The organism is Comamonas sp. 4034 (assembly GCF_050434545.1).
GTDB classification, from domain to species: Bacteria; Pseudomonadota; Gammaproteobacteria; order Burkholderiales; family Burkholderiaceae_C; genus Comamonas; species Comamonas odontotermitis.
In genome coordinates this window covers 285,309-308,996 of record NZ_JBNDIT010000002.1, presented here as the reverse complement: position 1 = coordinate 308,996, position 23,688 = coordinate 285,309, and the positions used below count along the sequence as shown (strand labels likewise).

22 protein-coding genes are annotated in these 23,688 nt (G+C 59.8%); 1 reads left to right on the top strand and 21 read right to left on the bottom strand.

All coding sequences use genetic code 11. The features are described from left to right. Positions 1-51: 51 nt before the first annotated feature. The 18 genes from ABIE32_RS03985 to ABIE32_RS03900 form a co-directional block, all read right to left on the bottom strand. Positions 52-1,578, bottom strand: a complete 1,527-nt coding sequence (locus ABIE32_RS03985) for a cell surface protein (protein ID WP_429014144.1) — start codon at positions 1,576-1,578, stop codon at positions 52-54. 169 nt (positions 1,579-1,747) lie between these two features. Beyond that, positions 1,748-2,116 (bottom strand): hypothetical protein, encoded by a 369-nt coding sequence (locus ABIE32_RS03980; RefSeq protein WP_429014141.1) that lies wholly within the window; start codon positions 2,114-2,116, stop codon positions 1,748-1,750. Positions 2,117-2,203: 87 nt separating this feature from the next. Further along, positions 2,204-4,657 carry a type II secretion system secretin GspD gene (gene gspD / locus ABIE32_RS03975; RefSeq protein WP_429014139.1) on the bottom strand — a complete coding sequence of 818 codons (2,454 nt, stop codon included), beginning with the start codon at positions 4,655-4,657 and terminating at the stop codon, positions 2,204-2,206. A 55-nt stretch (positions 4,658-4,712) separates the two neighbouring features. Further along, positions 4,713-5,174, bottom strand: coding sequence for a hypothetical protein (locus ABIE32_RS03970; protein WP_429014137.1), 462 nt, complete (start codon positions 5,172-5,174; stop codon positions 4,713-4,715). Positions 5,175-5,344: 170 nt separating this feature from the next. Then, the gene (gene gspM / locus ABIE32_RS03965) at positions 5,345-5,914 is read right to left on the bottom strand and encodes a type II secretion system protein GspM (protein WP_429014134.1); all 570 of its coding nucleotides are present in this window, start codon (positions 5,912-5,914) and stop codon (positions 5,345-5,347) included. Continuing rightward, positions 5,911-7,227: a PilN domain-containing protein gene (locus tag ABIE32_RS03960; RefSeq protein WP_429014131.1), complete on the bottom strand. Its 1,317-nt coding sequence runs from the start codon at positions 7,225-7,227 to the stop codon at positions 5,911-5,913. Before ABIE32_RS03960 ends, gspM begins: the two co-directional genes overlap by 4 nt. A gap of 18 nt (positions 7,228-7,245) precedes the next feature. Then, positions 7,246-8,136, bottom strand: a complete 891-nt coding sequence (locus ABIE32_RS03955; RefSeq protein WP_224153013.1) for a general secretion pathway protein GspK — start codon at positions 8,134-8,136, stop codon at positions 7,246-7,248. After that, a complete protein-coding gene (locus ABIE32_RS03950; RefSeq protein WP_429014128.1) occupies positions 8,133-8,864 on the bottom strand; it encodes a prepilin-type N-terminal cleavage/methylation domain-containing protein in 732 nt (243 codons plus the stop codon). The genes ABIE32_RS03955 and ABIE32_RS03950 overlap by 4 nt, the downstream gene beginning before the upstream one ends. Next, positions 8,861-9,298, bottom strand: coding sequence for a type IV pilus modification PilV family protein (locus ABIE32_RS03945; protein WP_429014274.1), 438 nt, complete (start codon positions 9,296-9,298; stop codon positions 8,861-8,863). The genes ABIE32_RS03950 and ABIE32_RS03945 overlap by 4 nt, the downstream gene beginning before the upstream one ends. Beyond that, a complete protein-coding gene (locus tag ABIE32_RS03940; RefSeq protein WP_429014126.1) occupies positions 9,298-9,798 on the bottom strand; it encodes a pilus assembly FimT family protein in 501 nt (166 codons plus the stop codon). The genes ABIE32_RS03945 and ABIE32_RS03940 overlap by 1 nt, the downstream gene beginning before the upstream one ends. 26 nt (positions 9,799-9,824) lie before the next feature. Further along, positions 9,825-10,256, bottom strand: a complete 432-nt coding sequence (gspG, locus tag ABIE32_RS03935; protein WP_184705608.1) for a type II secretion system major pseudopilin GspG — start codon at positions 10,254-10,256, stop codon at positions 9,825-9,827. 28 nt (positions 10,257-10,284) lie between these two features. Then, positions 10,285-11,556, bottom strand: coding sequence for a type II secretion system F family protein (locus ABIE32_RS03930; RefSeq protein WP_429014123.1), 1,272 nt, complete (start codon positions 11,554-11,556; stop codon positions 10,285-10,287). Beyond that, on the bottom strand, positions 11,549-13,288 hold the full coding sequence (gspE, locus tag ABIE32_RS03925) for a type II secretion system ATPase GspE (RefSeq protein WP_224153008.1): 1,740 nt from the start codon (positions 13,286-13,288) through the stop codon (positions 11,549-11,551). Before gspE ends, ABIE32_RS03930 begins: the two co-directional genes overlap by 8 nt. Before the next feature lie 109 nt (positions 13,289-13,397). Beyond that, positions 13,398-13,946 carry a dTDP-4-dehydrorhamnose 3,5-epimerase gene (gene rfbC / locus ABIE32_RS03920; protein ID WP_429014119.1) on the bottom strand — a complete coding sequence of 183 codons (549 nt, stop codon included), beginning with the start codon at positions 13,944-13,946 and terminating at the stop codon, positions 13,398-13,400. A 7-nt stretch (positions 13,947-13,953) separates the two neighbouring features. Then, on the bottom strand, positions 13,954-14,844 hold the full coding sequence (gene rfbA, locus ABIE32_RS03915) for a glucose-1-phosphate thymidylyltransferase RfbA (RefSeq protein WP_429014116.1): 891 nt from the start codon (positions 14,842-14,844) through the stop codon (positions 13,954-13,956). Continuing rightward, the gene (gene rfbD, locus ABIE32_RS03910; RefSeq protein WP_224153005.1) at positions 14,845-15,738 is read right to left on the bottom strand and encodes a dTDP-4-dehydrorhamnose reductase; all 894 of its coding nucleotides are present in this window, start codon (positions 15,736-15,738) and stop codon (positions 14,845-14,847) included. An 87-nt stretch (positions 15,739-15,825) separates the two neighbouring features. Then, a complete protein-coding gene (rfbB, locus tag ABIE32_RS03905) occupies positions 15,826-16,881 on the bottom strand; it encodes a dTDP-glucose 4,6-dehydratase (protein ID WP_429014113.1) in 1,056 nt (351 codons plus the stop codon). A gap of 193 nt (positions 16,882-17,074) precedes the next feature. Further along, the gene (locus ABIE32_RS03900) at positions 17,075-17,848 is read right to left on the bottom strand and encodes a type III pantothenate kinase (RefSeq protein ID WP_429014110.1); all 774 of its coding nucleotides are present in this window, start codon (positions 17,846-17,848) and stop codon (positions 17,075-17,077) included. Between the two features lie 194 nt (positions 17,849-18,042). Here ABIE32_RS03900 and lysM point away from each other — a divergent pair, with 194 nt between their 5' ends. Beyond that, positions 18,043-18,501, top strand: coding sequence for a peptidoglycan-binding protein LysM (lysM, locus tag ABIE32_RS03895; RefSeq protein WP_224153003.1), 459 nt, complete (start codon positions 18,043-18,045; stop codon positions 18,499-18,501). Positions 18,502-18,569: 68 nt separating this feature from the next. Here the strand turns inward: lysM and ABIE32_RS03890 are convergent, their stop codons facing one another. The 3 genes from ABIE32_RS03890 to ABIE32_RS03880 are packed head-to-tail and all read right to left on the bottom strand — an operon-like array spanning position 18,570 to position 23,624. After that, positions 18,570-21,428, bottom strand: a complete 2,859-nt coding sequence (locus ABIE32_RS03890) for a class I SAM-dependent methyltransferase (RefSeq protein WP_429014108.1) — start codon at positions 21,426-21,428, stop codon at positions 18,570-18,572. Beyond that, positions 21,425-22,807, bottom strand: coding sequence for an ABC transporter ATP-binding protein (locus ABIE32_RS03885; protein ID WP_429014106.1), 1,383 nt, complete (start codon positions 22,805-22,807; stop codon positions 21,425-21,427). The genes ABIE32_RS03890 and ABIE32_RS03885 overlap by 4 nt, the downstream gene beginning before the upstream one ends. Continuing rightward, positions 22,797-23,624 (bottom strand): ABC transporter permease, encoded by an 828-nt coding sequence (locus ABIE32_RS03880; RefSeq protein WP_429014103.1) that lies wholly within the window; start codon positions 23,622-23,624, stop codon positions 22,797-22,799. Before ABIE32_RS03880 ends, ABIE32_RS03885 begins: the two co-directional genes overlap by 11 nt. Positions 23,625-23,688: the final 64 nt, after the last annotated feature.

Here is a 23,688-nt window from a genome sequence, read left to right as displayed (position 1 = left end):
GGCTAGTTTCCTAAGCACTTACCTAACAGGTCTTACGACCTGCTGGGCAAATTACTTAGAGAAACGGTGAGGCCAGGTGATACCGTAGGTACCGCTGAAGCCGTTAGCAGCGCCACCGCTGTTCATCAGCTTGATGAACGAGGAGCCAACCACTGGGAATGCACGGTTAGCACCGTAGTTAACCTTGCCCCAGCCGTTTTCGTAGTTCACGGTAGCAGTTTGACGAGCAACCGTAGCACCCAGAACCGAAGTACCTGGATCCTTGAATGCCAGCACGTTCACTTCACCGCACAGACGGATCTTCTTGGCGGTACCTGGAGACACCACTGCGCCATCGGTCTTCGACGATTCTTCACGGTCGTAGAACGTGTTGCTTGCGGTGTCCACGCAGATGTTGCCATCAGCGTCAACAGAGGTGAAGCTGCCAGCGAAGAAAGGCTGGTTCGTAGCTGGGTTCACCACTGCTGGGTTGAACACTTGGTAAGCGTTGTCCGTGGTCTTGTCTGCAGCGTAGTTTGCACCAACGCTGTAACGACGCAGAGGCATGGACAGCACCCAGTCAGTCTTCGCATCGATGAGGGTATCGTTTGCGAACTGGTTGGACACGCCATTGTTTGCCACGGCAGCGGTCAGGCTCGAAGCTTGGCTAGCTGGAACACCAACGTTGCTGGTCAGGTATGGAGTCGACAGGTCAGGCAGGTCGTAGTTAGCGATCTGGATGAGCTTAGGACGATTCACACCACCCTTGTCCACAGCGCTCGAGATCAGCAGTGGATCAGCCGTGTACTTGTCGGTATCGCTAACAGCTGGCGAGTTGCTGTCCTGAGGGAAGGCAACGAAGTTACCACGTGCGTTAGCACCAGCAGCGTCCACTGCCTTGATGGCGGTAGCAGCACCCGAGAACGTGGTGGTTTGGTTCACGTTCAGGATGTACCAGTCACCAGTCAGACCGCCCGAAGGAGTGTCATAGCCCAGTGCTTCAGCAGCAGCCAGGGTTTCTGGGTTGATGGACAGGGTTTGCGACAGAACGGTTTCTGCGCAAGTTGGCTTGCCAGCGCTGTGCTTGATGGTCTTGAACAGATCCGAAGCAGGCTTCACGTCAGCCATGTTCAGGATTTCAATGTAACCTTCCTTGGTGTTGTTCACACGCTTTTCAGCAGACCAGCTGTCATCCAGACGGTCTTGAATGAACGACTGCTTTTGACCACGGATGTCTGGGTACATGCAGCTGGTATCAGCCGTCATGAAGTACGAACCGTTGGCATCAGCTTGAACGGAACCGGTCCACACGTCGAATGGCGACAGGAACACGGTAAAGTCCAAGATATCGTCAGAGTTAGCAGCGCCGCGGAAGCGAACCTTCACAGCCTTGCCGTTCTGCGTGTCGGTGTTCACCACGTGAATCACAGACATGTTGTTGTTTTGCGTGGTGAAGTAAGGCACCACCAAAATGTGACCTGCGCCACCGTCGTTCTGCTCGAATGCGGTTGCGTTAGCAGCCGTCATAGCAGCAGAAGCGGAGCCAGCAAAGCCGCCAATCATGGCAGCAATGCTCAGGGCCAGAACATTTTTCTTCATAAACACACTCCAGTTAAAAAAAGTTAGTCAGCGCAACTACCACGATTGTTTACGCTAAGAAATAATAGCATAGCGCTCCGACCAGATGCAAAGCAAGTTCGCTGTTTTTTGGGGGTGGCTGTAGACTAATTACAACAATCCTGAACCAACTTGCCATGCAGAGCCTGTCTCAAGGCTCAAGGTACAGCTTCCACTGACCGTCTTCGAGCAACCAAGTTTGCTTCGAATACATATCAATGGTACCGATCTTTTTGCCAGGCAGCGGTGGATTGACCTTTAAATTGATACCGACGTCGCATTTTTGCGCATCGCACTCCACCTTTTGCACTTCGGCACCAACCGCAAAAGTAGCCATGTGGCCGCGCTTGAACTTGTCTTCGTCCACGGCCTGCTTGAAAGCATCATTGGCAAACCCATACGTCGCAGAGGCATCGCCCTTCAGTCGCGCATCCCAGTAGGCCTGCGCGCGTTTGGTGACAATTTGCTCGGGCGTGCCGGAGTCCATGGTGGCACATGCAGTCAACGACAGTGCAGCCATGATCATGGCGCCAGCACGCACTACGCCTTTTTTGGGGAACCAAGTCTTCATTACAATTTCTTTCATAAAATGAATTAGCTGATTGATTTACTGAGTCACCAGTGGCTGAACCGTGGAAGCCGGACGCCGAGGCTCCGCCTTTTTGAGGCTACCGAGCAAATCATCATCATTCAAACCGCGCAGGCGGTCACGCAACTCTTCGCTGACTTCCCGCACGTCTACATCCGTACGCACTACACGAGGCGTCATGACCAGCAATAGTTCCGTGCGGGCCGTGCTCTTTTTGGTACTGCTGAATGCTTTTCCAATGATTGGAATGTCCTTGAGCAGTGGAACGCCGCTGTCGGAATCTTCCGCTCGGTCCTTGATGAGTCCACCCATCACGATTGATTCGCCGGATCGCACGGCCAGCTTGCTCGTGAGTTGCCGGTTCGAGAACTTGGTTTGGTTGGAGGCTGCATCAATACCTGCGCTGTCGATGACGGACTGATCAATCTGCAAGCTGACCATATTGCCGGAGTTGACGGAAGGCGTGACATTCAGAATCACGCCGGTGTCCTTCAGCTGGTAATTTTGCGTGATGTAGTTGCTGCCAGTATTGTTGATGTAATCCGCAGTTCTCACCGGGATCTGCTCGCCAACGGAAATAGTGGCTGGATGGTTGTCCATCACCATCACCGACGGACTCGAAAGCATCTTGACCTGCCCCTGGCCGGCAACGGCGCTCAGGCGAGCCGCAATATTAGAGCCGTTGAAGATAGAGTAGGTAAAGGTAGGCGCAGCGGTGGACCCCAACGCGCCACTATTGGCGCCGGCATTGGAGTCAGCCAATCCGCCAAAGTTGCCAATGCCTGTGTAGTCGCGTGACGAGCCCCCCAGATGGCGGTTTTTGAACAGCCATTCCACACCATATTGCAAGTTGTCATTCAAGGTGACTTCAATGATGCTCGCCTCGATCAACACCTGGATAGGAGCCACGTCAAGCCGCTTGAGCGAGGCCTCGATCTTGCGGTACTGAGAGCCGGTGCTCCAGACCAGAATGGTGTTGTTGAATTCGTCAGCCACTACACGGATGTCACCAATTGCGGTGGCCGTGATGGTAGGAGCATTCGCCTGCTGCTGGGTATTCTGGTTCAGGCCAAACCGATTGCCGCTGTTGAACCCAAGGCCAGAAGAAGTGCCCAGATTGTTGAAAGATCCGGGCGTGCGGTTCACGCTATTGTTCAATCCAGGGGCAACACCAGAGGTCATGTTGCCCGCTGCGCCTGGCTGCTGCCCACCAAAGATGCCATTCAGCACCTGCGCCAGGTACTTTGCATTGCCGTTTTGAACACGGTAGACGTACAACTCTGGCTCGCTGCCCCCGTAACCGGGAACATCCAGACGGCGAATCCACTTTTCCGCTTCATCCAGATAGGCCGCACGCGGCGTGATGACCATGAGCGCATTCAATCGTGGAATGGGCAGGACGCGCAGCGCTCCATACAGTGGATTGGACTCCCCCAAAGAGGACAGCAAGGCCGCAGCAGCAGCGGCATTGCCGCTCAGTTGCGTAGTGTTCGCCCCGGCTGCACCCGTTGGAGATGCCGCCTGGCCAGGGCGCCGCCCCGCAACAACGCTGGCTGAATTCCCCGCAGCGCCGCCGCTGACGTTGATCGATTGTTGGCCGGCCCCAGCTGCCTGCCCACCACTATTGACCATTTGCAAGGCCGCAGAAACCTCTTCTATGGATGCATGCTTGAGCGGATAAATGCCGACCGACATGCCCTTGAGCAGATCGACGTCGAAGGTCTTCACCATCTCCATCCAGCCTTCGGACTGGGTACGGTTTCCCTGCATGATGATGACGTTGCGAACGGCGTCCACCTTGACCACCGCCTCAGGTGGCGCGATCGGCTTCAGGATGTTGGCCATTTCATTGGCGCCAATATACTGAAGAGGAATGACGATCACGCCATAGCCTGGGGCCATCGAGCCAGGGGCGCCTGCCACGCGCACCGCACCCACCAGGCTACGCAGTACCTCTGGCTTGCCCACCTGGTATACACCGCGCGCATCACGCACCATGGCCAGCCCATTGGCCTGCAACGCAGCTTCCAGCAGAAACACTGCGGTATCCGGATCAATGGCATTGCGGGTTGTCAATGTGACCGTCCCCTGCAGGGGCGGATGCATGACGAAATCCAGCTTCAGCATGTCACCCAGGATGGTTCGCACCACCTCCGCCACAGGGGCCTCTTCAAAGCGGAACGTCACCGGCGCGCCCTTGGGAATGGGCTCCGATTTGTCTATGTTGAGCACCTTGTCGGTGCCGCGCATGATGCGGGGCTCGGTGGATTGCTCGTCATCGCCTCCCGAAGCCTGCTTTCCGTTGATCAGGATGCCTGGCGCTTGCAGCACCGGCACCTGTCCAGCCTGTCCTGCCAGGGCGGGTGTAGCGGCCGTCCCGGTTGCAGGAGTCTGCGCATACGCTGATTGCAATATGAGCGCTTGCCCAAGTGCCAGGAAGAGTGCGGTGCGGCGCAAAGTGGAAGTCGTCATAATTTAAAACCCAAAAATCGATCAATACGTCGGTGCCGGCCTGTCTGGGCCTGTGTCAAGATCTGGCTGGGGAGCGAGAGCCCCCCAGGGTTGGACCTCTGCGTTGTGGCTTCGCCTCCTGTCCGTCACCACCTGGTACTGGTGGGGCACTTCTCGGCACCTCGGGCGTCTCGGCTGACGGCCCATATCCGGTCTGCAGCTTGGCCTTTTGCAAGGTGATTTCCTTGGTGACGCCATTCCGTGTGAAATACACCCGGTTCTCTGCCACCGAGTTCAGAGTCCATCCGTCCAGCACACCACGCAATGGCAGGGACTTGTCTTTGCCCTGGAAGCGAATGATGATTCCGCCTGATTTGCCCTGTTCGCTGACGTACACACCCGTCAAGACGGCATCTGCCAAGTAGTCGGGCGGCGGAGGCGGCGCCTCGACTGGAGGTGGAGGTGGCGGCGGAGGTGGGCGCCGCGTGGACGAAAAGAGCGGGCGGTCCAGCATGGCCAGAAATTGGCTTTGGTCCATCGGTTGAGGCTTGCCGAGACGAGGAACCACATCGTCAAAATTTGATTTCTGTGCCCGTGGAGCCTCCCAATGGGCATTTCGCAATTCCCCATTGGGCTTGAACCATAACCAAGCCAGCACAAGTGCCAACACAATGTTGAGGGCGGCCAGCGCCCAGCCTAGATAGCGCTTCATGTACGCTCCCGCAGTACGCTCAGATTCAGTTGCAGAGTCAACCGCGGCGCTATTTTTTCATTCATGATCTGCAGGTTCCCCTGGTTACGGACCTCCACATCGCCAAGCAGCATCACTGGAAACTGTTCGACCAACACCGCCAGGGCACTATCCACGGCCAGCAACTCGCCTTCCGCACGCACGGTAAGCGGGATGCGATCAAAACCCTTTTCTTCCTTGGCCTGCAACACCTGGCTGCTGACCACCGTCAAGCCTGCCTGCGTCAGCAAGTCTCGCAACTTTTGCTGCACGGCATTGCCCGTCTGGGCCACATCCTGGGAGGATGGATAGACATACTCTGCGCGGATGCGCAATGCACGCTCCAGAGCCTGGTCAATTTCTTCGCGCTGCATATCCAGACCTTTGAGACGTGCATAGCGCGGCTCCAGCTCCGCGAGCTTGGATTGGGCCCAGTGGTGCTTGTTGGCGATATATCCACCAAGAACCACCAACGGTGTGAGTGCCAACACCACGGTACCCAGCAATATCAGCCATTCCTTGCGATTGGGTTTGATGTGATCTGTCATTTGCGCTCCTCCCGCGACTGTGCCGGCTTGGAGCCCCCAAGGCTGGGCCCGGATTTTGATCCACCAAGGGTCGGTCCCTTGTGTTGGTTTGCGTTGGCAGGTGGTGGAGACTGGGCCGGAGGGGTCTGTGCAGGTACAGGAGCCGCATTCGGCACCGCTGGCGTTGCACTTGCCTCCTGGCTCGGTGCAGCCGGGTGTGCACCGGCTTCACTCGCCTCGGAGGGGCTGGTTGCTGGCGGGAGCTCCTCCGCCTTGAGGGAAGGGCCAAACACCTTGTTGTCCAGTGTCAACTCAATCGTGAACGACTCCCGGTTGGCACCTGCCAGGCGGGTTGCTGCGCTTGGCGCGCGAACATCCTTGACGCCTTCCTCGTTGCTGAGCTTTTGCATGAGTGTCGAGGAGTTTTCCGTCAGTCCCACCAGCGTGACCTTGTTGCCCTGAACACGCGCCGATTGCAACGCCGTGTCATCAGGAAGCACTTTGGTCAGCATGCTCAGCACCTTGACACTATCCACGCGCTCGGAAAGCAGCTCCGATAGCCCTGCAACCTTGTCGGCGCTCTGCATCAATTGTTCACGCTTGCCCACCACGTCCGTCGTTTTGACAGTCATGCCTTCATAGGCGTGAACTGCCTCGATCGCACGCAGGCGCAGCTGTGCCGTCGGCGTGATGGCAATGGCAGCACACAACAGGCCTGCTACTCCAACGCCCGCGGCATTGAGCATCAGCTTCTTTCGGCCGGCAACAGCACGGGCGGCTTCGCCAAACCCGTGGATCACAATCGGCTGCCGCTGCGGAGCAAAAACCCAGACCTCCGGCTGCAACAGCGGCGCAGCGTTTTCAGCCAGCGTCAGTTGGCGCTCAGAGATCTTGCTCTGTATATAAGGCTCCACCTGGGTTCGGGATGCCAGTACCAGTTGCAAACGCACCGCCTGGCTGCTTCGCGAGAGCTCCGCATATCCCCAGAGCACATCTGCTGCCGAAAATGGGCTGATGGCTTGCACCTCCAACTGTGCCGCGCTGGCACAGTCCTGCGGATCCAGTGCAGGCAGTTGCAAGGTCTTGCGCAACACCATGCCTTCCGGGATTTCGACAGCCCAGAACTCGGGACTGCGTTTGCCGACGGGCGCTGGTGCGCCGCTCTCCCAAACAACGGATGGATCGCCTTGCGTTGGCACCAGCGTCAGCGCCTGCTCTGGACGCAGCCAGCTCAATGGCGGCCATTGCGGAGCCTTTTGCCAAGTTTTGAATACATCGGCTTTCAACTGGTTCAAATCCAGTCCAAAAAAGCGCGAGTCTGTGGAAAGTGCCATACCGTTTCTTTGTTTGAATCAGGACGCGGGCTGCAACATCTGACGTGCTTCGAACGTGTACCAAGGCAACCCATCACGGGTACGAGAGCCAAAATACACGCTGCGATCCACCAGAAAAAATCGACCGTCGGCCATGGGAACCTTGGCCGTCACGCGGTAGCGGCGTTGAGCGCTTCCTGCGCGGGACAGATTGCCGTCGAGGCCGGAGGTATCCACACCGGTCGTATCGCCAGAAGCGCGGGCGGAGGTAATCTGGTTGACGATGCCCTCATTGCCGTTTGCAAGAATGCGCAGTACTTCAGGCGGCGCCGCCAATGGATTGACGCCCGATCCACCCGTACCGGCATTGGAGGCTGTGATCAGGGGCGCGAGTCTAGCATAGAGGTCATAATCGATTCCAGGGATCTGCATGAGATCCTCAATCGCTTCAAAACGTTCCGGCCGACGCCCTTCCAACGAGGAGCGCTCGCGCCGATCCAGAATGCCGATGGCAATCTCCTGCGCAGCTCCCTCGGGGACTCCGCCGCCAATCGTCAACAATGCAGTCAACAGCGGCAGCGATGCACCATTGATATTGATCAAGCCATTCAAGGGCATCACGTTCACCGGAATTTCGGCCCCCTGGTAGGTCACCGAGGTATCGGTCCATTGCCGGATCGGGTTGCGCTCTGCCGCGAGTTGCTGCAACACCAGCATGACTGCCGCATCGCCCATGGCGTGCGCCGAGACGCGATCCTTGGCAACACCCACCATTCGCGTCTCTTGTCGCACGACGCCGCTGACCCCCGTCACCATCAGGCTCAGGGCGGCAACCAGCCACAACACCGCAATCAGCGCCATGCCAGCTTGCGCACCGGGCCTGCGTGCAGCGATACGCCATTGAAAAGCGTGCCTGCTTGCGTAACTCATGATGCACTGCCTCCCAACGAGGCACCGCCGCCGCCACCGCCGCGCGGATCTCCTGCGGGCATCACTCTCATCTGCACCACGAGCGGAGGCAATACTGCCTGCTCCGAGGCCATCGATATCTGCACGGCTTGCGGGAGCTGATCCAGACTGCCCCAGTCGCTACCCCATTGTGGAGGATCAACTGCCGCATTGAGGTACTGAAAGGAAACCCCCGTCGCATGCGGCAACACCGGGTAGCTTTCTGCAGCCCCCCAGTTGGGCTGGGTCTGCTGATCAATCCACGGGGTATAGCTCAGAACCACGGCGGGAGCGCCCAGGTAGTCACCCATGGCCAGTCGAAAATGATAGCGTCCGCCCACACCATAACGTGCCGGCATGACCCCCACCCAGGTCATGACCTGTCCGGCGCCGGAGAAGAAGAACTGCGGCTTGGTCCCCTCCCCCATGCGCTGCTCTTGCAGACCTTGTACCCTTTTTGCAGAAATGCGCGAAAGCACGGAACGCAGGAAATCTGTACTCGAGCGCGCTTCGTCCATGCGGTCGAGCCGGTTGTCGATACTCGTTTCCGTTCGCCCCATCGTGCCCATGGCACCAGCAAGCCCCAACATGATGAGCGATAGCAGCAACAACGCCACCAGCATTTCCACCAGGGTAAATCCACCCGACGCGTTGCGCCTGTTGCTGTTGACGCTTCCGCCAACGCCAAGGGAGTTTCGCGCTTTGGTCATGACGCCCCACCGCTTTCAGCCGGATCCGGCGGGCGACGCTGGGCACGTAGAGTGCTCAACTCAAAACTCTTGGGCTTGTCGCCGTCACTCCAACTGACAACAATGCGCACTTCGTGCAATGGTGGAATATTGGGAGCCTCCCCCACATCGGTCTTGAAGGGGGCACTTTGGATGCTCCATTGAAAACCATTGCTTTCCCCAGACTCGTTCCAGCCACTTTCATACACCGAATCCCGGGAGTCCATCAACGATTCGGCCAGCTGTATCGCGTACTGGTAGTGCCCCAGGTCCCCAACGCTGCGCGCGTTGCTGCCAGTTGCACGGTAGATCATGCCAAGGGATATGGCCATGATGGCCAGGGCCACAAGCAATTCGAGCAAGGTCATCCCTCGCTGCCGCTGGCGATGGACCGAGTTGGACAAGGCACGCGTCATCATTGCAGGAGCGGCTCCTGGGTGACGCGCCCCGACAACCAGTCGACACGCAGCCGTGTGCCCGTACCCGTCTTGCGCACGATCTCCACGCTACCACCGGTCGATCCACCGGAAGCCAGGAACACAATGGAGGCAGAGCCACCCGGAACAAACTCCCGATCGGCGACGATGGTACGCAGATCGACGCTTTCCGGGATTTCCTTGACAGCGCCGGGCACGCCGTATTCGCGGGTTTTCAGATCCACCGTGAATCGCACCGGCACACCTTCCGAGACGGCCGCATATCTGGCGGAGCGCAGTTGCGTGATCAGACTGCGCACCGTATCACGGTATTGCACACCTTCCTTGAGCCTGTCATAGGCGACCGGAGCCATGGCCACCACCAAAGCCATGATGGCGAACACCACCATCAGCTCGATCAGGGTAAATCCCCGATGTGCCGATGTTCTGCGCACCGAAGCACGCGCAGGAAGTTGCAACCATGGCGAAAGAATGGGCACGGAGGTGTCCGGTCAGGCGCTAGTACTTACTGCGCGTTGCGAATGTCAGCGGCCTCGCCCTCGCCGCCAGGCTGGCCATCCGAGCCCAGAGACAGCAATTCCACCTTGCCGTTCGCATAGCCATAGCGGTACGGATTGCCCCATGGATCGGAAGGCACGCCGCCCGTCAGATAGGGGCCATTCCAGCCGCGAACATTGCCAGGCTGCTTGGCCAGGGCTTCCAGGCCTTCTTCCGTGGTGGGGTAACGACCCACGTCCAGTTTGTAGATATCGAGTGCCTTTTGCAGGTCGGCAATCTGGACACCAGCAGTCTTGGACTTGGCGCCGCCCAACTGGCTCAGCACCTTGGGACCGACCAGGCCTGCCAGCAAGGTCAGGATAGCCAGCACGACCAGCAGTTCAATCAGCGTAAAGCCGCGGCTTTTGCGTTGCAGTTTTTGGGTAAATAAAGCCTTCATGGCAGGCACTCCTTGTTGAATCAAATCGTTAGACAGCCAGATCATTGACGGACAGAATGCCCATCAGGATCGACACAATGATCGAGGCGATCAGGATACCCAGCACCAGAATCAAAATCGGCTCAATCATGGTCAGAGCGCGTTTGATGCCGATTTCCACCTCGCGGTTCAAGATATTCGACAGCTCCAGCATCATCTGGCCCAGCCGCCCCGTTTCCTCGCCAACCCGCACCAGATTGACGGCCAGAGGCTCGAACACGGTCGTCGTGTTCATGGCCTGCACCATCTTTCCCCCCTCTTTGACGATGGGCGGAATCTTGGCCAGCTCCGTCTGGATGATGCGGTTGCTGACCGTGTCGGTCGCAATGTGCAGCGCCGTCAGCAGCGGCACGCCGTTCCCCAGCAGAGTACCGAGCGAGCGGGAGTACAGGGTCAGCTGGTACTTGAGCGCCAGGCGGCCCAGCACCGGCATGCGCAACAGAACACCCTGCCACCACATGCGCCCCTTGGGCGACTGGAACCAGCGGCGCAGCACATACACGCCCAGCGCCACCACGATCAGAATCACCCAGCCGTTCTTGCGGAATGCCTGACCGATCGTCATCACGATCTTGGTCGGCGTTGGCAGTGCATCCCCCATGTCAGTGAACAGCTTTTCGAACTGCGGCACGACAAAGCCCAACATGGCGACCAGAGACAGAACGGCCACCGCAACCAGAATCATCGGGTAGATGGTGGCGGAGATGACGCTTTCCTTCAGGGCACGCTGGCGCTCCAGATGTTCCACCAGCCGGGCCAGCACTGCCGACATCTGGCCGCTGGCCTCGCCCGAGCGCACCATGTTGATGTAGAAATCGCCAAACAGCTCCTGGTGCTGCATCAGTGCCTTGGACAGCGGAACACCGCCCTTGACGGCTTCCAGCACCCCGGTCAGAAGCTCGCGCATGCTGTCCTTGTAGGCCATGTCGATCAGCACACGCAGCGCATTGTCGAGTGCGAGACCCGCTTTGAGCATGATGGACAGCTCGGAGGTCATCGCCAGCACATCTGCCGCCTTGGCAGGACCTTTCTGCGACTTGGTGGCCTTGGCTTTGACGATGGCGTTGCTGGCCTCGGCCTTCTTGTCAGCCTTACCGCCTGCAAGGATCAAGGCCGCCGCATCGGCCGCATCGACAATGCGCACCGGCGTGAGCTTTTGCGCGCGCAAATGCTTTTGCACCGCCGCCACGCTGGAGGCCTGGAATGTGCCGCGGACTTGCTCGCCGCTGGCGCTGATGGCGTGCCAGGCAAAATCAGCCATCGATCTGGTCCTGGGTGACGCGGGCAATTTCGTCCAGCGTGGTCATACCTGCAGCCACTTTGCGCAGGCCATCCTCATTCAGGCTGAGCATGCCGGCCTTGGAGGCCAGCGCAAACAGCTCGTTCGAATCCTTGCCCGCATTGATGGCGTTTCGCATCGGCTCATCCAGCACGAACAGCTCGTGAATGCCCGTACGCCCCTTGTAGCCCGTATGGCGGCAGACGTTGCAGCCAACGGCGCGATAAATGGGCTGGCCAGTCTGGCTGAAACGCGCCAATCCGGATCGCTGGCGCACTTCTTCGCCGGGCTCGTATTCTTCCTTGCAGTTGCTGCACAGGGTACGCACCAGGCGCTGCGCCAGCACACCGTTGACGGAAGAGGTGATCAGGTAGCTCTCCACCCCCATGTCTTGCATACGGGTGATGGCACCCGCCGCAGTATTGGTGTGCAGGGTGGACAGCACCAGGTGACCGGTCAGCGCGGACTGCACGGCAATCTGCGCGGTTTCACCGTCACGCATTTCACCGATCATGATGATGTCCGGATCCTGGCGCAGAATGGAGCGCAGTGCGTTGGCAAAGGTCAGGTTGATCTGCGAATGCACCTGGATCTGGTTGATGCCTTCGAGCTGGTACTCCACCGGGTCTTCCACGGTGATGATCTTGTTGGCTTCGGCATCGATCTTGGACAAGGCGGCATACAACGTGGTGGTCTTGCCCGAGCCCGTGGGCCCCGTGACCAGCAGGATGCCATGCGGGCGGGCCAGCAGATCGTTGAACTTGGCCAAGGTGTCCTTGGCAAAACCCATGGTTTCGAGCTGCAGGCGCACGCTGGCGCGGTCGAGCACACGCATCACGATGCTTTCGCCATGCACGGTGGGCACGGTCGAGACACGCAAATCCAGCTCGCGACCCTTGACGCGGGTCTTGATACGGCCATCCTGCGGCAGGCGGCGTTCGGCAATGTCCAGATGCGCCATCAGCTTGACGCGCGACCCCACGGCGGCCGACAGGCGTGGGGGCACCAACTCACCCGGGTGGATCACGCCGTCCACGCGGTAACGCACATGCAGGCCATCATCAAAGGGCTCCAGGTGAATGTCGGAAGCCCGCAGGTCCGTCACCTTGCCGATGATGCTGTTGACCAGGCGAATTACCGGCGCCTCGCTCGCCAGATCCTTCAGGTGCTCGACAAAATCGCCGACATCCGCGCCGTCGCCGAACAGGCCGTCATCGTCCTCCTCGGCCACTTCGGGCTCGGGCTCCTGCAATGCCTTTTCAATATCGGCTTCCAGCGCCAGATGGGGCTGGATCACCAACCCGGTCGACATCTGCAACGCCTTGATGACAAACGGATCCTGTGGTGCCGTCATGGCCACATCCAGCACGCCGTTTTCCAGTTTCAGAGGAAACACGTGCTGGGTATGCTGAAACTCCGGCAGCAGGCCCGGCACCTCGATGGATTCCGGCGGAAAGTCCGCGCCGAGCGTGAAGGGAATCTGCAGCTGGCGCGCCAGCGTCTGCATCAGATCCATCTCTGAGACCAGGCCCAGTTGCACCAGCACCTGGCCGATGAGGCTGCCCATCTCCTGCTGCGCCTGCAAGGCTCGCTCTAGGTCACGCGGCGAGAGCTTGCCAGCCTGCACCAGCATTTCGCCCAGCAGGGGTCGCACCGCATCAGCCTGGCCGGCGGCGGTTGCAAAAGTGGGCTCGTGAAGAGTGCTGGTCGTCATGCTTATCGTTGTTCAAGGCCTGTCACAGGCGAATGGTCCGCCCCTCCATGCCATAGGCGCTCTAGTGTAGGAGGCAGGCATGGGAGACATTTGGGAGGAACTGCAAAGATCAGACAAAAACCTCAGCCCGGGCAAAGGCCACGCCCTGCTGATCCTTGGCAGACAGCTGCGGCACGATATCACCCAGATTCCAGTCGATGGCCAGATCGGGATCATTCCATGCAATGCAGCGCTCGTGCGCTGGCGCGTAATAATCCGTTGTTTTATAGAGAAATTCTGCCGTTTCGCTGTATACAACAAATCCATGGGCCAGCCCCGGCGGCACCCACAGCTGACGTTTGTTGTCCTCCGTCAACTCTACCGACACCCATTGGCCAAAGGTTGGCGAGCTTTTGCGGATATCCACCACCACATCCAGAACGGAGCCTTGAGTCACCCGTACCAGCTTGCCCTGTACCTGCTGTAACTGGTAGTGCAGGCCGCGCAACACGCCACGGCTGCTTTTGCTGTGGTTGTCCTGCACAAAATTGTAGTGCCCACCCACCGCCGCATCGAAAGCCTGCTGGTTGAAGCTCTCATAGAAGAAACCGCGTGCATCACCAAAAATCTTGGGCTCGATGATCTTGACGTCGGCAATCTTTGTATCAATCACTTGCATGTCGCACTCACTCTCCCGCCTCTTGCAGCAGGCGCTTCAGGTACTGGCCGTAGCCGTTCTTGGCCAATGGCTTGGCAAGCGCCGCGAGTTGCTCGCTGCTGATGTAGCCGCTGCGCCAGGCAATCTCTTCCGGGCAGGCGATCTTCAGGCCCTGGCGGCTTTCCAGGGTCGCAATGAACTGGCCCGCCTCCAGCAGGCTGTCGTGCGTGCCGGTATCCAGCCAGGCATAGCCCCGGCCCATGATTTCGACGCTGAGCTGGCCTTTTTCCAGGTACAGGCGGTTCAGATCGGTGATTTCCAGCTCGCCACGCGGGGATGGTTTGAGGCTTTTCGCCAGTTCCACCACCTGGCCGTCGTAGAAATACAGGCCGGTGACCGCGTAATTGCTCTTGGGCTTGGCCGGTTTTTCTTCCAGCGACAACACCCGCCCCGCTTGGTCGAACTCGGCCACGCCATAGCGCTCTGGGTCGGTCACGTGGTAGGCAAAAACACTTGCGCCATTGCCGCGCTGCATGGCGCTGCCCAACAGCTTGTAGAAATCATGGCCGTAGAAGATGTTGTCACCCAGCACCAGCGCGCTGGGCGCACCATTCAGGAACGACTCACCGATCAGGAAGGCCTGCGCCAGGCCATCGGGACTGGGCTGCACCGCGTATTGCAGACGGATGCCCCATTGGCTGCCGTCGCCCAGCAACTGCTCGAAGCGTGGCGTATCCTGCGGCGTGCTGATGATCAGGATTTCCTTGATCCCGGCCAACATCAAGGTGGTGAGCGGGTAATAGATCATCGGCTTGTCATACACCGGCAGCAATTGCTTGCTGACAGCCAGAGTTGCCGGGTGCAGGCGGGTGCCCGAGCCGCCCGCGAGGATGATGCCTTTGCGTTGTTGCGTTGTCATTTACAAAATTTCCTGCAGCATGCGCTGTACGCCGACCTGCCAGTCAGGCAGTGCCAAGCCAAAGCTCTGCTGCAATTTCTGGGTATTCAAGCGAGAATTGTTGGGACGCTTGGCGGGCGTCGGAAAAGCCGATGTCGCCACCGCCTGCACCTCACGCGCGGTGATGCCAAGCGCCGGATTGATTTGCCGGGCCTGCGCCAGCACAAACTGGGCGTAGCGGTTCCAGGTGGTTTCGCCGCCTGCCACCAGGTGGTAGATACCGCTCAGGTCCTGCCCGGCCGCCATGGCCGTGCGCAGCGCATGGGCCGTTACATCGGCAATCAGCTCGGCCCCGGTGGGCGCGCCCCATTGGTCGTCGATCACCGCTAGCTTGTCCCGCTCCTGCGCAAGGCGCAGCATGGTCTTGGCAAAGTTGCCGCCGCGCGCCGCGTAGACCCAGCTGGTACGGAAGACAAGGTGCTTGGCACCGCTCTTGGCAATCGCCTGCTCGCCTTCCAGCTTAGTCTGGCCATAGACCGAAAGCGGGCCGGTGGCATCGCTCTCCTGCCAAGGTTTGGTACCGCTGCCGTCAAAGACATAGTCGGTGCTGTAGTGCACCAGCCAGGCACCCAGCGCCTTGGCCTCGCGCGCCAGCACACCCAACGCTTCGGCATTGATGGTGCGGGCTGCGTCCACGTCGCTTTCCGCCTTGTCGACGGCGGTATAGGCCGCAGCATTCACGATGACGTCGGGCTTGATCACCCGCACGGCTTCGGCCAGCGCATCGGGCTGCAGCAGATCGCCGCACAGCGGGCTGCTGTTGCGATCCAGCGCGATCAGCTCGCCCAGGGGCTGCAGGCTGCGCTGCAGCTCCCAGCCGACCTGACCGTTCTTGCCGAGCAACAAAATCTTCATTCCACTACCTTTCGCTGTTGATCAATACAAAAACAACCGCTGGCACAGTGCTGTCAAGCGCGAGCAGTCCTGTTTTCATAGCAAATCTCAAGCGTACTGTTTGTTGACCCACTCTTTATAGGCGCCAGACTGCACCTGCTGCACCCACGCCTGGTTGTCCAGGTACCACTGCACGGTTTTCTGGATGCCGCTGTCAAAGGTTTCGGCAGGCTTCCAGCCCAGCTCCTTTTCGAGCTTGCGCGCGTCGATGGCATAGCGGCGGTCGTGGCCCGGACGATCCTTGACGTAGGTGATCTGTTCGGCGTAGCGCTTGCCATCGGCGCGGGGACGCAGTTGGTCGAGCAGGCTGCACACGCGCTGGACGATTTCGATGTTGGGCATTTCGTTCCAGCCGCCGACGTTGTAGGTCTCGCCCAACTGCCCGCCTTGCAGGACGCGGCGGATCGCGCTGCAATGGTCCTTCACGTAGAGCCAGTCGCGGATCTGCATGCCATCGCCATACACCGGCAGGCTCTTACCGGCCAGAGCATTCACGATCATTAACGGAATTAGCTTTTCCGGAAAATGATATGGTCCGTAGTTATTGGAGCAGTTGGTGGTGAGCACCGGCAGGCCGTAGGTGTGGTACCAGGCACGCACCAGGTGGTCGCTGGCGGCCTTGCTCGCACTGTAGGGGCTGTTGGGCTCGAAATTGTGGGTCTCGGTAAAGGCCGGGTCGGTCTTTTCCAGGCTGCCATAGACTTCGTCGGTCGATACGTGCAGAAAGCGGAAACCGCTCCTGGCATCGCCTTCCAGACCATTCCAGTAGGCACGGGCAGCTTCCAGCAGGCGCAGGGTTCCCACCACATTGGTCTGGATGAAATCCTCAGGGCCGTGGATCGAGCGGTCCACATGGCTTTCGGCTGCAAAGTGCACAATGGCGCGGGGCTTGTGCTCGGCCAGCAGCTTGTCCAGCAGCGCGCGATCGCCAATATCGCCTTGCACGAAGATGTGACGGTCATCACCCTGCAGATTGTGCAGATTGTGCAGGTTGCCTGCGTATGTCAGCTTGTCGAGATTGACCACGGGCTCCTCGGAGCCTGCCAGCCAGTCCAACACAAAATTCGAGCCGATAAAGCCGGCGCCTCCGGTGACGAGAATCATGGGCAATATGGGTAGTGAACAACAACCGCCCATTATCGCACCGCCCTCCATGGACTGGCTGCCAGCGCCCGCAAAGCCGCGCCCCTGTTGTAACCAGGCTTACAAATCGGCAAATCGCTACTATTTTTGCAGCAATCAGCGCTTGCTATACATGGTTTTCTGACCCAAAAGCCTTGATTCTGCGGCTCTTCGCTCAGGAGGCGGAGCCGAAGCGGCTCTGCGCAATATGCAGCAACCCATCGAAAATCAGGTTTTCCACCAGTTCAAATGGGCGCGTCATGCTGGGCATCATCTTCCAGCCCGCACCGCCTGTCATGACACACGCCGGCTCTTCGCCGCAGTGCGCAATCACGTGCTGCACCATGCGCTCCACGGCACCCGCAATGGCGTAAGTGCCGCCGCTGGTCAGTGCATCGCTGGTATTGGTGGGGAAAGAGCAGACATTGCCCGTGGGCACATGCAGGCCGGCGGTACCCGCTTCCAACGCGCGCAGCATGATGCCGTGGCCGGGCAGAATCAGGCCACCCAGGAACCTGCCGCTCGCATCGATGGCCTCCACCGTCACGGCCGTACCCACCATGACCACCACCACCGGCCGCTGCCGCCCCTGCGCCAACACGTGGTGCCAGGCGCCGATCATGGCAATCCAGCGGTCTGTTCCCAGCCGGGACGGGTGGTCGTAGCCATTGGTCAGGCCCGCCTCTTGCGTGGTGGATACCACCCAATGGGGCGAGACATCCCAGATTTCCATTTGCTCCTGAACGCGGCGGCGCACCACATCGCCCGCCACGACGCAGCCCAGCATGTGCCGGGGCTCGGGCAGTTCCGCCCAGCTGCCTTCGGCCAGGCGTTCGATGTTGTCCAAAAACTCCACGCCATGGGCGAGCACGGCCGCACCCGGGCTCGGCTCGTCATACATTGCCCACTTGAGGCGCGTGTTCCCTACGTCAATGGCCAGAAAATGCATGGGCGGCATTATCAGCCTTTTTGCATTCATCCTTTGTTGCACTTGCAACATCTACGGTAAATACCCAGCTGCAAGCGGTAGTGAGCACTGCGGGTACTGTGAATTTTCTTCAAGCGCCCTTGGCTGACATTGCGTTGCCGTCAAAGCCGTTTATATTGGGCAGCTCCTGCAATCAACCTTCAAGGAGTCAACCAATGGGACTGTTCAGCTTTATCAAGGAAGCCGGTGAAAAACTGTTTGGAGGCAAGGACGCCGCTGCCGCCCCTCAGGACCTGAACGCCACCGCAGGCGCAGCCATCGAAAAGTACATCGGTACCCAGAATCTGGGCGTGACCGACGTGAAAGTCGCCTTTGACGCAGGCAAGGTGACCGTGACGGGCACTGCCCCCACCCAGGCCGCCAAGGAAAAGGTGACCCTGTGCTGCGGCAACGTCTCGAGCGTGAGCGATGTGGACAACCAGATGACCGTCACCAACCCCGAACCCGAAGCCAAGTACTACGACGTGGTCTCCGGCGACACTCTCTCGGGCATCTCCAAGAAGATGTATGGCGACGCCAACAAGTACATGGTGATCTTCGAAGCCAACAAGCCGATGTTGAGCGACCCCAACAAGATCTACCCAGGCCAGAAGCTGCGCATCCCTGCAGTGTAAAAGCCGGTAGGCCCATCAAAAAACCCGCGCAGGGCTTCCCCTGCGCGGGTTTTTTATTGGAATGGATGTCACGCGGCTCTGGACTGCAGGAACCGGTCCACCAACTGGCGCAGGTCCTGTTCGGCCTTGTAGATGACCGCCAGATACTCCTGGTTGTTGATGCCCCACAGCGACGAGTCCATTTCGGTCGTGTGCGCCACCAGGAAAGGCAAGGTCGTCACCACACGCATCTGCGCCTTGGTCTGCAGATAGGTATCAATGGTGTTGGTGTGCGGATCGCGGATGTTGGCGTCCCACTGGGCCAATGCCTCCAGCGCCGGCTGGGTGTAGATGTTGTGCACCATGCTGGTCATGCGGTCGAGCACCACAAAGGTTTCACCGTCGCGCTGCTGAACGTCCAGCACCTGGGTGTCGGGGTGGATCTTGGCAATCAGTCCCGCAAAAATGTCCCATTCGCCAGCGTGCTGCTGCAGCCAGGCATCGACCTTGCCGCGGCGCAGCGCGTAATCAGGCGGCATCTCCACGTCGTCTTCCATCACTTCAATTTGTGGCACGCCAGCCTGCAGCGCCTTGCGAGCAAGGTAGTGGTAGCTCATGGCACAGCCCAGCCATCCAGGGCTGTGGCGCACACCATCAAACACCGCCACATCGCGAGCGAGGCCGGGCAAGGTCTCCTGCACGAAATGTGCGCGGCGGCGGTGGGTTTCGGGCATGCTCAGCACCATGCAGTCACCCGGCAGCGGCTGGGTCTGCGTCAGGGCATCCCAAGTGGCGGTATCGATTCGGCCTAGCGCGTACAAGGCGCGGCAGGCCATGAACTCGAACTGCTGCGCGCTGCGCTGCACCTCCTGCTCGACGGCCTGGCGCACCTCGGCCGGTGCAATCGTGATTTGCTGCAGCAGTTGTTCCACCGCCTTCACCAGCGCCTGCGCATCGCCAACCGGCGCCACACACACCGCGCCGCTGCCTACCAATTCCTGATAGACGTCAATGTCGGCGCTGCTTTCCGTCACAACCGGCGTGCCCAGACTCAGGCACTCGTAAATGCGCGTGGTCTCCAGCAATGCACCTTCGTAGTAGTGGATGTTGACCACCACGCGCGCCTGGCGCACGGCCTGGCGCAAAGCGTCACCAAACAGATTGCCTTCGATGCGGACCGTGAAATGGCGCTGCAGCTCCTGCAGCATCTCCTGGCGACGCGGCGCATTGACATCACCGTAGAACAGCACATCGCACACCGGCTCGGCAGGCTGCAGCGCAGGCTCGCCACTGGCCTCCAATGCCAGCGAATAATCGGCCACACCGCCAATGGGCACCAGGAAGGTGTGCGGGTAGCGCACGCCCTTGCCTTCCAGGAAGGCCAGGTTGGCCGGCGCATAATCCCAGGCCGACAGCGAGTTCTCCAGGATCGACAGGTATTCTGGCGTGAACCAGCGCGGACTGACGCTCTGCTCCATCTGGAACACAATACGTTTTTCACCCGGAGGCAATTGCCTGAACATCTGCGGGCACACCACGATGTACATGTCCAGCACATAGCCCTCGGGAGGAACCTCCTGCAGCACGGACACCTCGAACCCCGCCTTGCGCAGCACCTGCGCGAGGCCGTGCGCAACAAACTGCGTATGCGCGGTGGCCAGCACGCCGTACCGTCTGTTGCGACCGGGCAGCAGCGGCACCGTTTGTGGCACCACCCCTTGCGAGCGCTGAATGCGCCGGCGCAATGCGTGCCGCACCTTGCGCACCAGGGCCGGCTCGTATGGCGCGAGCTTCTGCTTGAGGCGGAAAAGCGCGCTTTTCAACGAGCGCAGCACATCCTTGACCCGCCACAGCGGTGTCAGCTGGCGCGCCATGGCCTGCATCTGCTGGCTTTGCTGCTCGATCTGCCACTGCTTCTGGGCACCCTCCAGCTCCAGGGCCCGCATCCGGGCGGTCTGCTGCTCGAGACGCTGCTGCTTGCGTGCGGCATCCTGCTCCAGAGCCTGCACCTGCTGCTGCATGTGACGGCCAGCCTCGTCCAGCGTCGCCTGCACTTGCTCTGCTCGGCTTTGCCACTGCTGGCGTGCCAACTCCAGTGTGCGGATCTCGCCGTCCTGCTTTTCAATCCAGGCATGCCGCTGCTGGCCTGCTGCCTCCAACTGTTGCGCCTGCTGCTCGACACCGGCCAGTTGGTGCTTCAGCGCCTGCATCTCGGCCCGGCATTCAAACCGCGCGCCAAGGGCGCCCAACACCGCCTGCACCTGGTTTTGGAGATCCGTGTGGGCCGGGTTGCAGAGTGACCGCAGCAGCGTGGGTTGCTCGGGCCCCACCAGCAACACCCCCAGGCCATTGCTGTGCGGAAAGTGCAGGCTGGGGTAGCGATTCTTCAGCTCTGCCCACAATTGGTGTACGCCAAAGTCATCCCGGTAGACATTGCTGTCGTGGAAAAGCACAACCCCGCGCTTGCTGAGCTTGGGCAACCAGCTCTCGAAATCATGGCGAACGGCTTCATAGGTATGCAGGCCGTCGATGTGCAGCAGATCCACACTGCCATCGGCAAAGCTGCGCAGAGCCTCATCAAAGCGCATGCGCATCAGCGTGGAAAACCGCAGGTAATGCGGGTCGTGGTGCTGCCGCAGGCTGGTATAGATGTGCTCGCCATAGGCGCCCGCATGGGCGTCGCCCTCCCAGGTATCCACCGCATAGGCACGGGTCGGCAATTGCTGCGCCGCAATGGCCTGGCAAAAGGCGAGGTACGAGATGCCGGAGTACGCACCCAGCTCCACCAGCACATCTGGCCGGGCCACCGCCATGAGCCAGGCCGCAAATGGAATATGGCCCGCCCACGGTGCGGGGTGGGTCAGGTGATGGGGCTCCATCATGGCTGCGGGCAGCAGCCAGTCGTAATCCGCAGAGTCCTCGCGCAGGACATCGGTCATTGGTTTCATGTCGAAGAAGTCTTTTCGTTGTCGCCGCCTGCACACAGCGCGATGCTCCGCATCGGAATCCCCAAAAGGCCTGTGGCCACGTTGGTGGATTCGGATTTGAAGTGCACGGCATCCTGAATCCAGTGGTGCTGCACGTGGTCGTGCTGCGAGCCATCGGCCAGCGCAATATCGATGGCGTAGTGGCCCACCGGCATGCGCGGCATGTCAAAGCTGAATTCCGCCTGCAATTGCTGGCCTGCGGCGCAGGCCACAGGCTGGCCCAGGTAGGAGAGGTAGCTGTTGTCGCCAAATACAGCCTGGCCGGTTCGGTCCTTCACGACAAAACCGACGATCGGGGATTGCAACGCCTGCAGGCACTGCGCCTGCACCCGCAAGGTCACAGGCTCGCCCCCCACCACCCAGTGCAGGGGACGGCGCTGCGCATCCATCAGCCAGACATCAGTGATGCGCGCACCACCCAACCCGAAAGACATGGCTTCGGGATTGAAGCGGAACACTTCGATATCGTTGCGCAAGGGCTCGCTGCGGAAAAAATCTTGACGTTGGTCATGAAAACTCAGCTGTACCGCCTCGGCCCGCGTCACCGCCACGCCTGCAGCGGCACTCTCGCCCTGCTCTGCCTCATAGCAGGCCTGCATGTACCGGTCGCAGACTTCCTTGGTCGGACCTACCTGCATCACGCGGCCCTTGTCGATCCAGACCGCGCGGTCGCACAGGCTCTTGATTGCAGCCGTGTCGTGGCTCACGAACAGCAAGGTACCGCGCTGCATGAAATTGCGCAGAAAGCGCATGCATTTCTGGGTGAACACGGCATCGCCCACCGCCAGCGCCTCGTCCACCACCAGGATATCGGCATCCACATGGGCGATCACCGCAAAGGCGAGGCGCACATACATGCCGCTGGAATAGGTCTTGACCGGCTGCTCCATGAATTCACCGATATCGGCAAACGCCGCAATCGAATCGAAGCGCTCGGTGATCTGCGCATCCGACAGCCCCAGCAGCGCGGCATTCATGTAGACATTGTCGCGGCCCGAAAACTCGGGGTTGAAGCCAGCGCCCAGCTCCAGCAGCGCCGCGATGCGGCCGTGCGTGCGCACCTCGCCCCGAGTTGGCTCCAGCGTGCCGCACACCATCTGCAGCAAAGTGGACTTGCCGGAACCATTGCGGCCAATGATGCCGACCGTCTCGCCCTTGCGCACACGCAGGTCCAGGTGGTGCAGCGCCCAGAATTCGCGGTAGTAGTCCTTCGCCGGACGCCCCACCATGCGCGACAGGCGTGGCAGCACAAACTGCCGCAGCCGATCGCCCGGCCTGTCGTACACGTGGAAACATTTGCCCAGGCCGTCGATCTCCAGCGCCATCGTTTCAGAGGACATCGGCAAATCCTTTGCGCGTCTTCTGGAACCAGGCAAAGCCCAACCACGCCATAATGGCACAGACCACCACGCTGACAGCCCAGGCGGCCCAATCCGGCGCACGCCCCCAGATCAGCACCTCGCGCGATTGCTCGATGAAAAAAGTCAGCGGATTGAGCCACATCACGGTCTGGAACTCTGGCGGCAGTGCCTTGACGGGGAAAAAGATGGGAGAAATGAACATCAGCATCGTGGTCAGCACACCGGTGATCTGCTTGAGATCGCGCGCGAAAACGCCCAGCGATGCAAAAAACCAGCCCACACCCAGGGTCAGCAACACCAGCGGCAGCCAGATCAGCGGCAGCAGCAAGGCCGTGGGCGGCACGCTGCCATTGAGCACCAGCAAGGCCAGCAGCAGTACCACCAGGCTGGCCAGCGACTGGATCAGCGCCGAGCACACGGCCACGATCACCAGAATTTCAAGCGGAAACACCACGCGCTTGACGTAGTTGACATTGCCCAGAATCAGCTGCGGGGCGCGGTTGAACACGTCGGAGAAAAAACCATACACGATGAGGCCCGAAAACAGCACCATCGCAAACTGCGTCTTGGATTCGTTCAGATCACCCCAGCGCGCCTTGAACACCACGGAGAACACAAAGGTGTAGATCACCAGCATGCACAGCGGAATGATGAGCGACCACAGCCACCCCACAACCGAGCCCGTATAGCGCTCGCTCACATCGCGGCGCGTCATCTTCCTGATCAAAGGCCAATGCGTGCGAACGCTGGCAACCATGGCTGCAGCAGAAGCTGCGCTGCCAGCACGAGCTGTCAATGTAAAACTCCGTTAATTGGTGAGGGGCCAAGTTTACTGGCGAGACAAGCCGGCACGCCCTTTA

Coding starts and splice junctions, on each gene's coding strand:
- ABIE32_RS03985 (WP_429014144.1), bottom strand. CDS start 1,578: ATGAAGAAAAATGTTCTGGCCCTGAGCATTGCTGCCATGATTGGCGGC.
- ABIE32_RS03980 (WP_429014141.1), bottom strand. CDS start 2,116: ATGGCTGCACTGTCGTTGACTGCATGTGCCACCATGGACTCCGGCACG.
- gspD (WP_429014139.1), bottom strand. CDS start 4,657: ATGACGACTTCCACTTTGCGCCGCACCGCACTCTTCCTGGCACTTGGG.
- ABIE32_RS03970 (WP_429014137.1), bottom strand. CDS start 5,174: ATGGACCAAAGCCAATTTCTGGCCATGCTGGACCGCCCGCTCTTTTCG.
- gspM (WP_429014134.1), bottom strand. CDS start 5,914: ATGACAGATCACATCAAACCCAATCGCAAGGAATGGCTGATATTGCTG.
- ABIE32_RS03960 (WP_429014131.1), bottom strand. CDS start 7,227: ATGGCACTTTCCACAGACTCGCGCTTTTTTGGACTGGATTTGAACCAG.
- ABIE32_RS03955 (WP_224153013.1), bottom strand. CDS start 8,136: ATGAGTTACGCAAGCAGGCACGCTTTTCAATGGCGTATCGCTGCACGC.
- ABIE32_RS03950 (WP_429014128.1), bottom strand. CDS start 8,864: ATGACCAAAGCGCGAAACTCCCTTGGCGTTGGCGGAAGCGTCAACAGC.
- ABIE32_RS03945 (WP_429014274.1), bottom strand. CDS start 9,298: ATGACGCGTGCCTTGTCCAACTCGGTCCATCGCCAGCGGCAGCGAGGG.
- gspG (WP_184705608.1), bottom strand. CDS start 10,256: ATGAAGGCTTTATTTACCCAAAAACTGCAACGCAAAAGCCGCGGCTTT.
- ABIE32_RS03930 (WP_429014123.1), bottom strand. CDS start 11,556: ATGGCTGATTTTGCCTGGCACGCCATCAGCGCCAGCGGCGAGCAAGTC.
- gspE (WP_224153008.1), bottom strand. CDS start 13,288: ATGACGACCAGCACTCTTCACGAGCCCACTTTTGCAACCGCCGCCGGC.
- rfbC (WP_429014119.1), bottom strand. CDS start 13,946: ATGCAAGTGATTGATACAAAGATTGCCGACGTCAAGATCATCGAGCCC.
- rfbA (WP_429014116.1), bottom strand. CDS start 14,844: ATGACAACGCAACAACGCAAAGGCATCATCCTCGCGGGCGGCTCGGGC.
- rfbD (WP_224153005.1), bottom strand. CDS start 15,738: ATGAAGATTTTGTTGCTCGGCAAGAACGGTCAGGTCGGCTGGGAGCTG.
- rfbB (WP_429014113.1), bottom strand. CDS start 16,881: ATGATTCTCGTCACCGGAGGCGCCGGCTTTATCGGCTCGAATTTTGTG.
- ABIE32_RS03900 (WP_429014110.1), bottom strand. CDS start 17,848: ATGCATTTTCTGGCCATTGACGTAGGGAACACGCGCCTCAAGTGGGCA.
- lysM (WP_224153003.1), top strand. CDS start 18,043: ATGGGACTGTTCAGCTTTATCAAGGAAGCCGGTGAAAAACTGTTTGGA.
- ABIE32_RS03890 (WP_429014108.1), bottom strand. CDS start 21,428: ATGAAACCAATGACCGATGTCCTGCGCGAGGACTCTGCGGATTACGAC.
- ABIE32_RS03885 (WP_429014106.1), bottom strand. CDS start 22,807: ATGTCCTCTGAAACGATGGCGCTGGAGATCGACGGCCTGGGCAAATGT.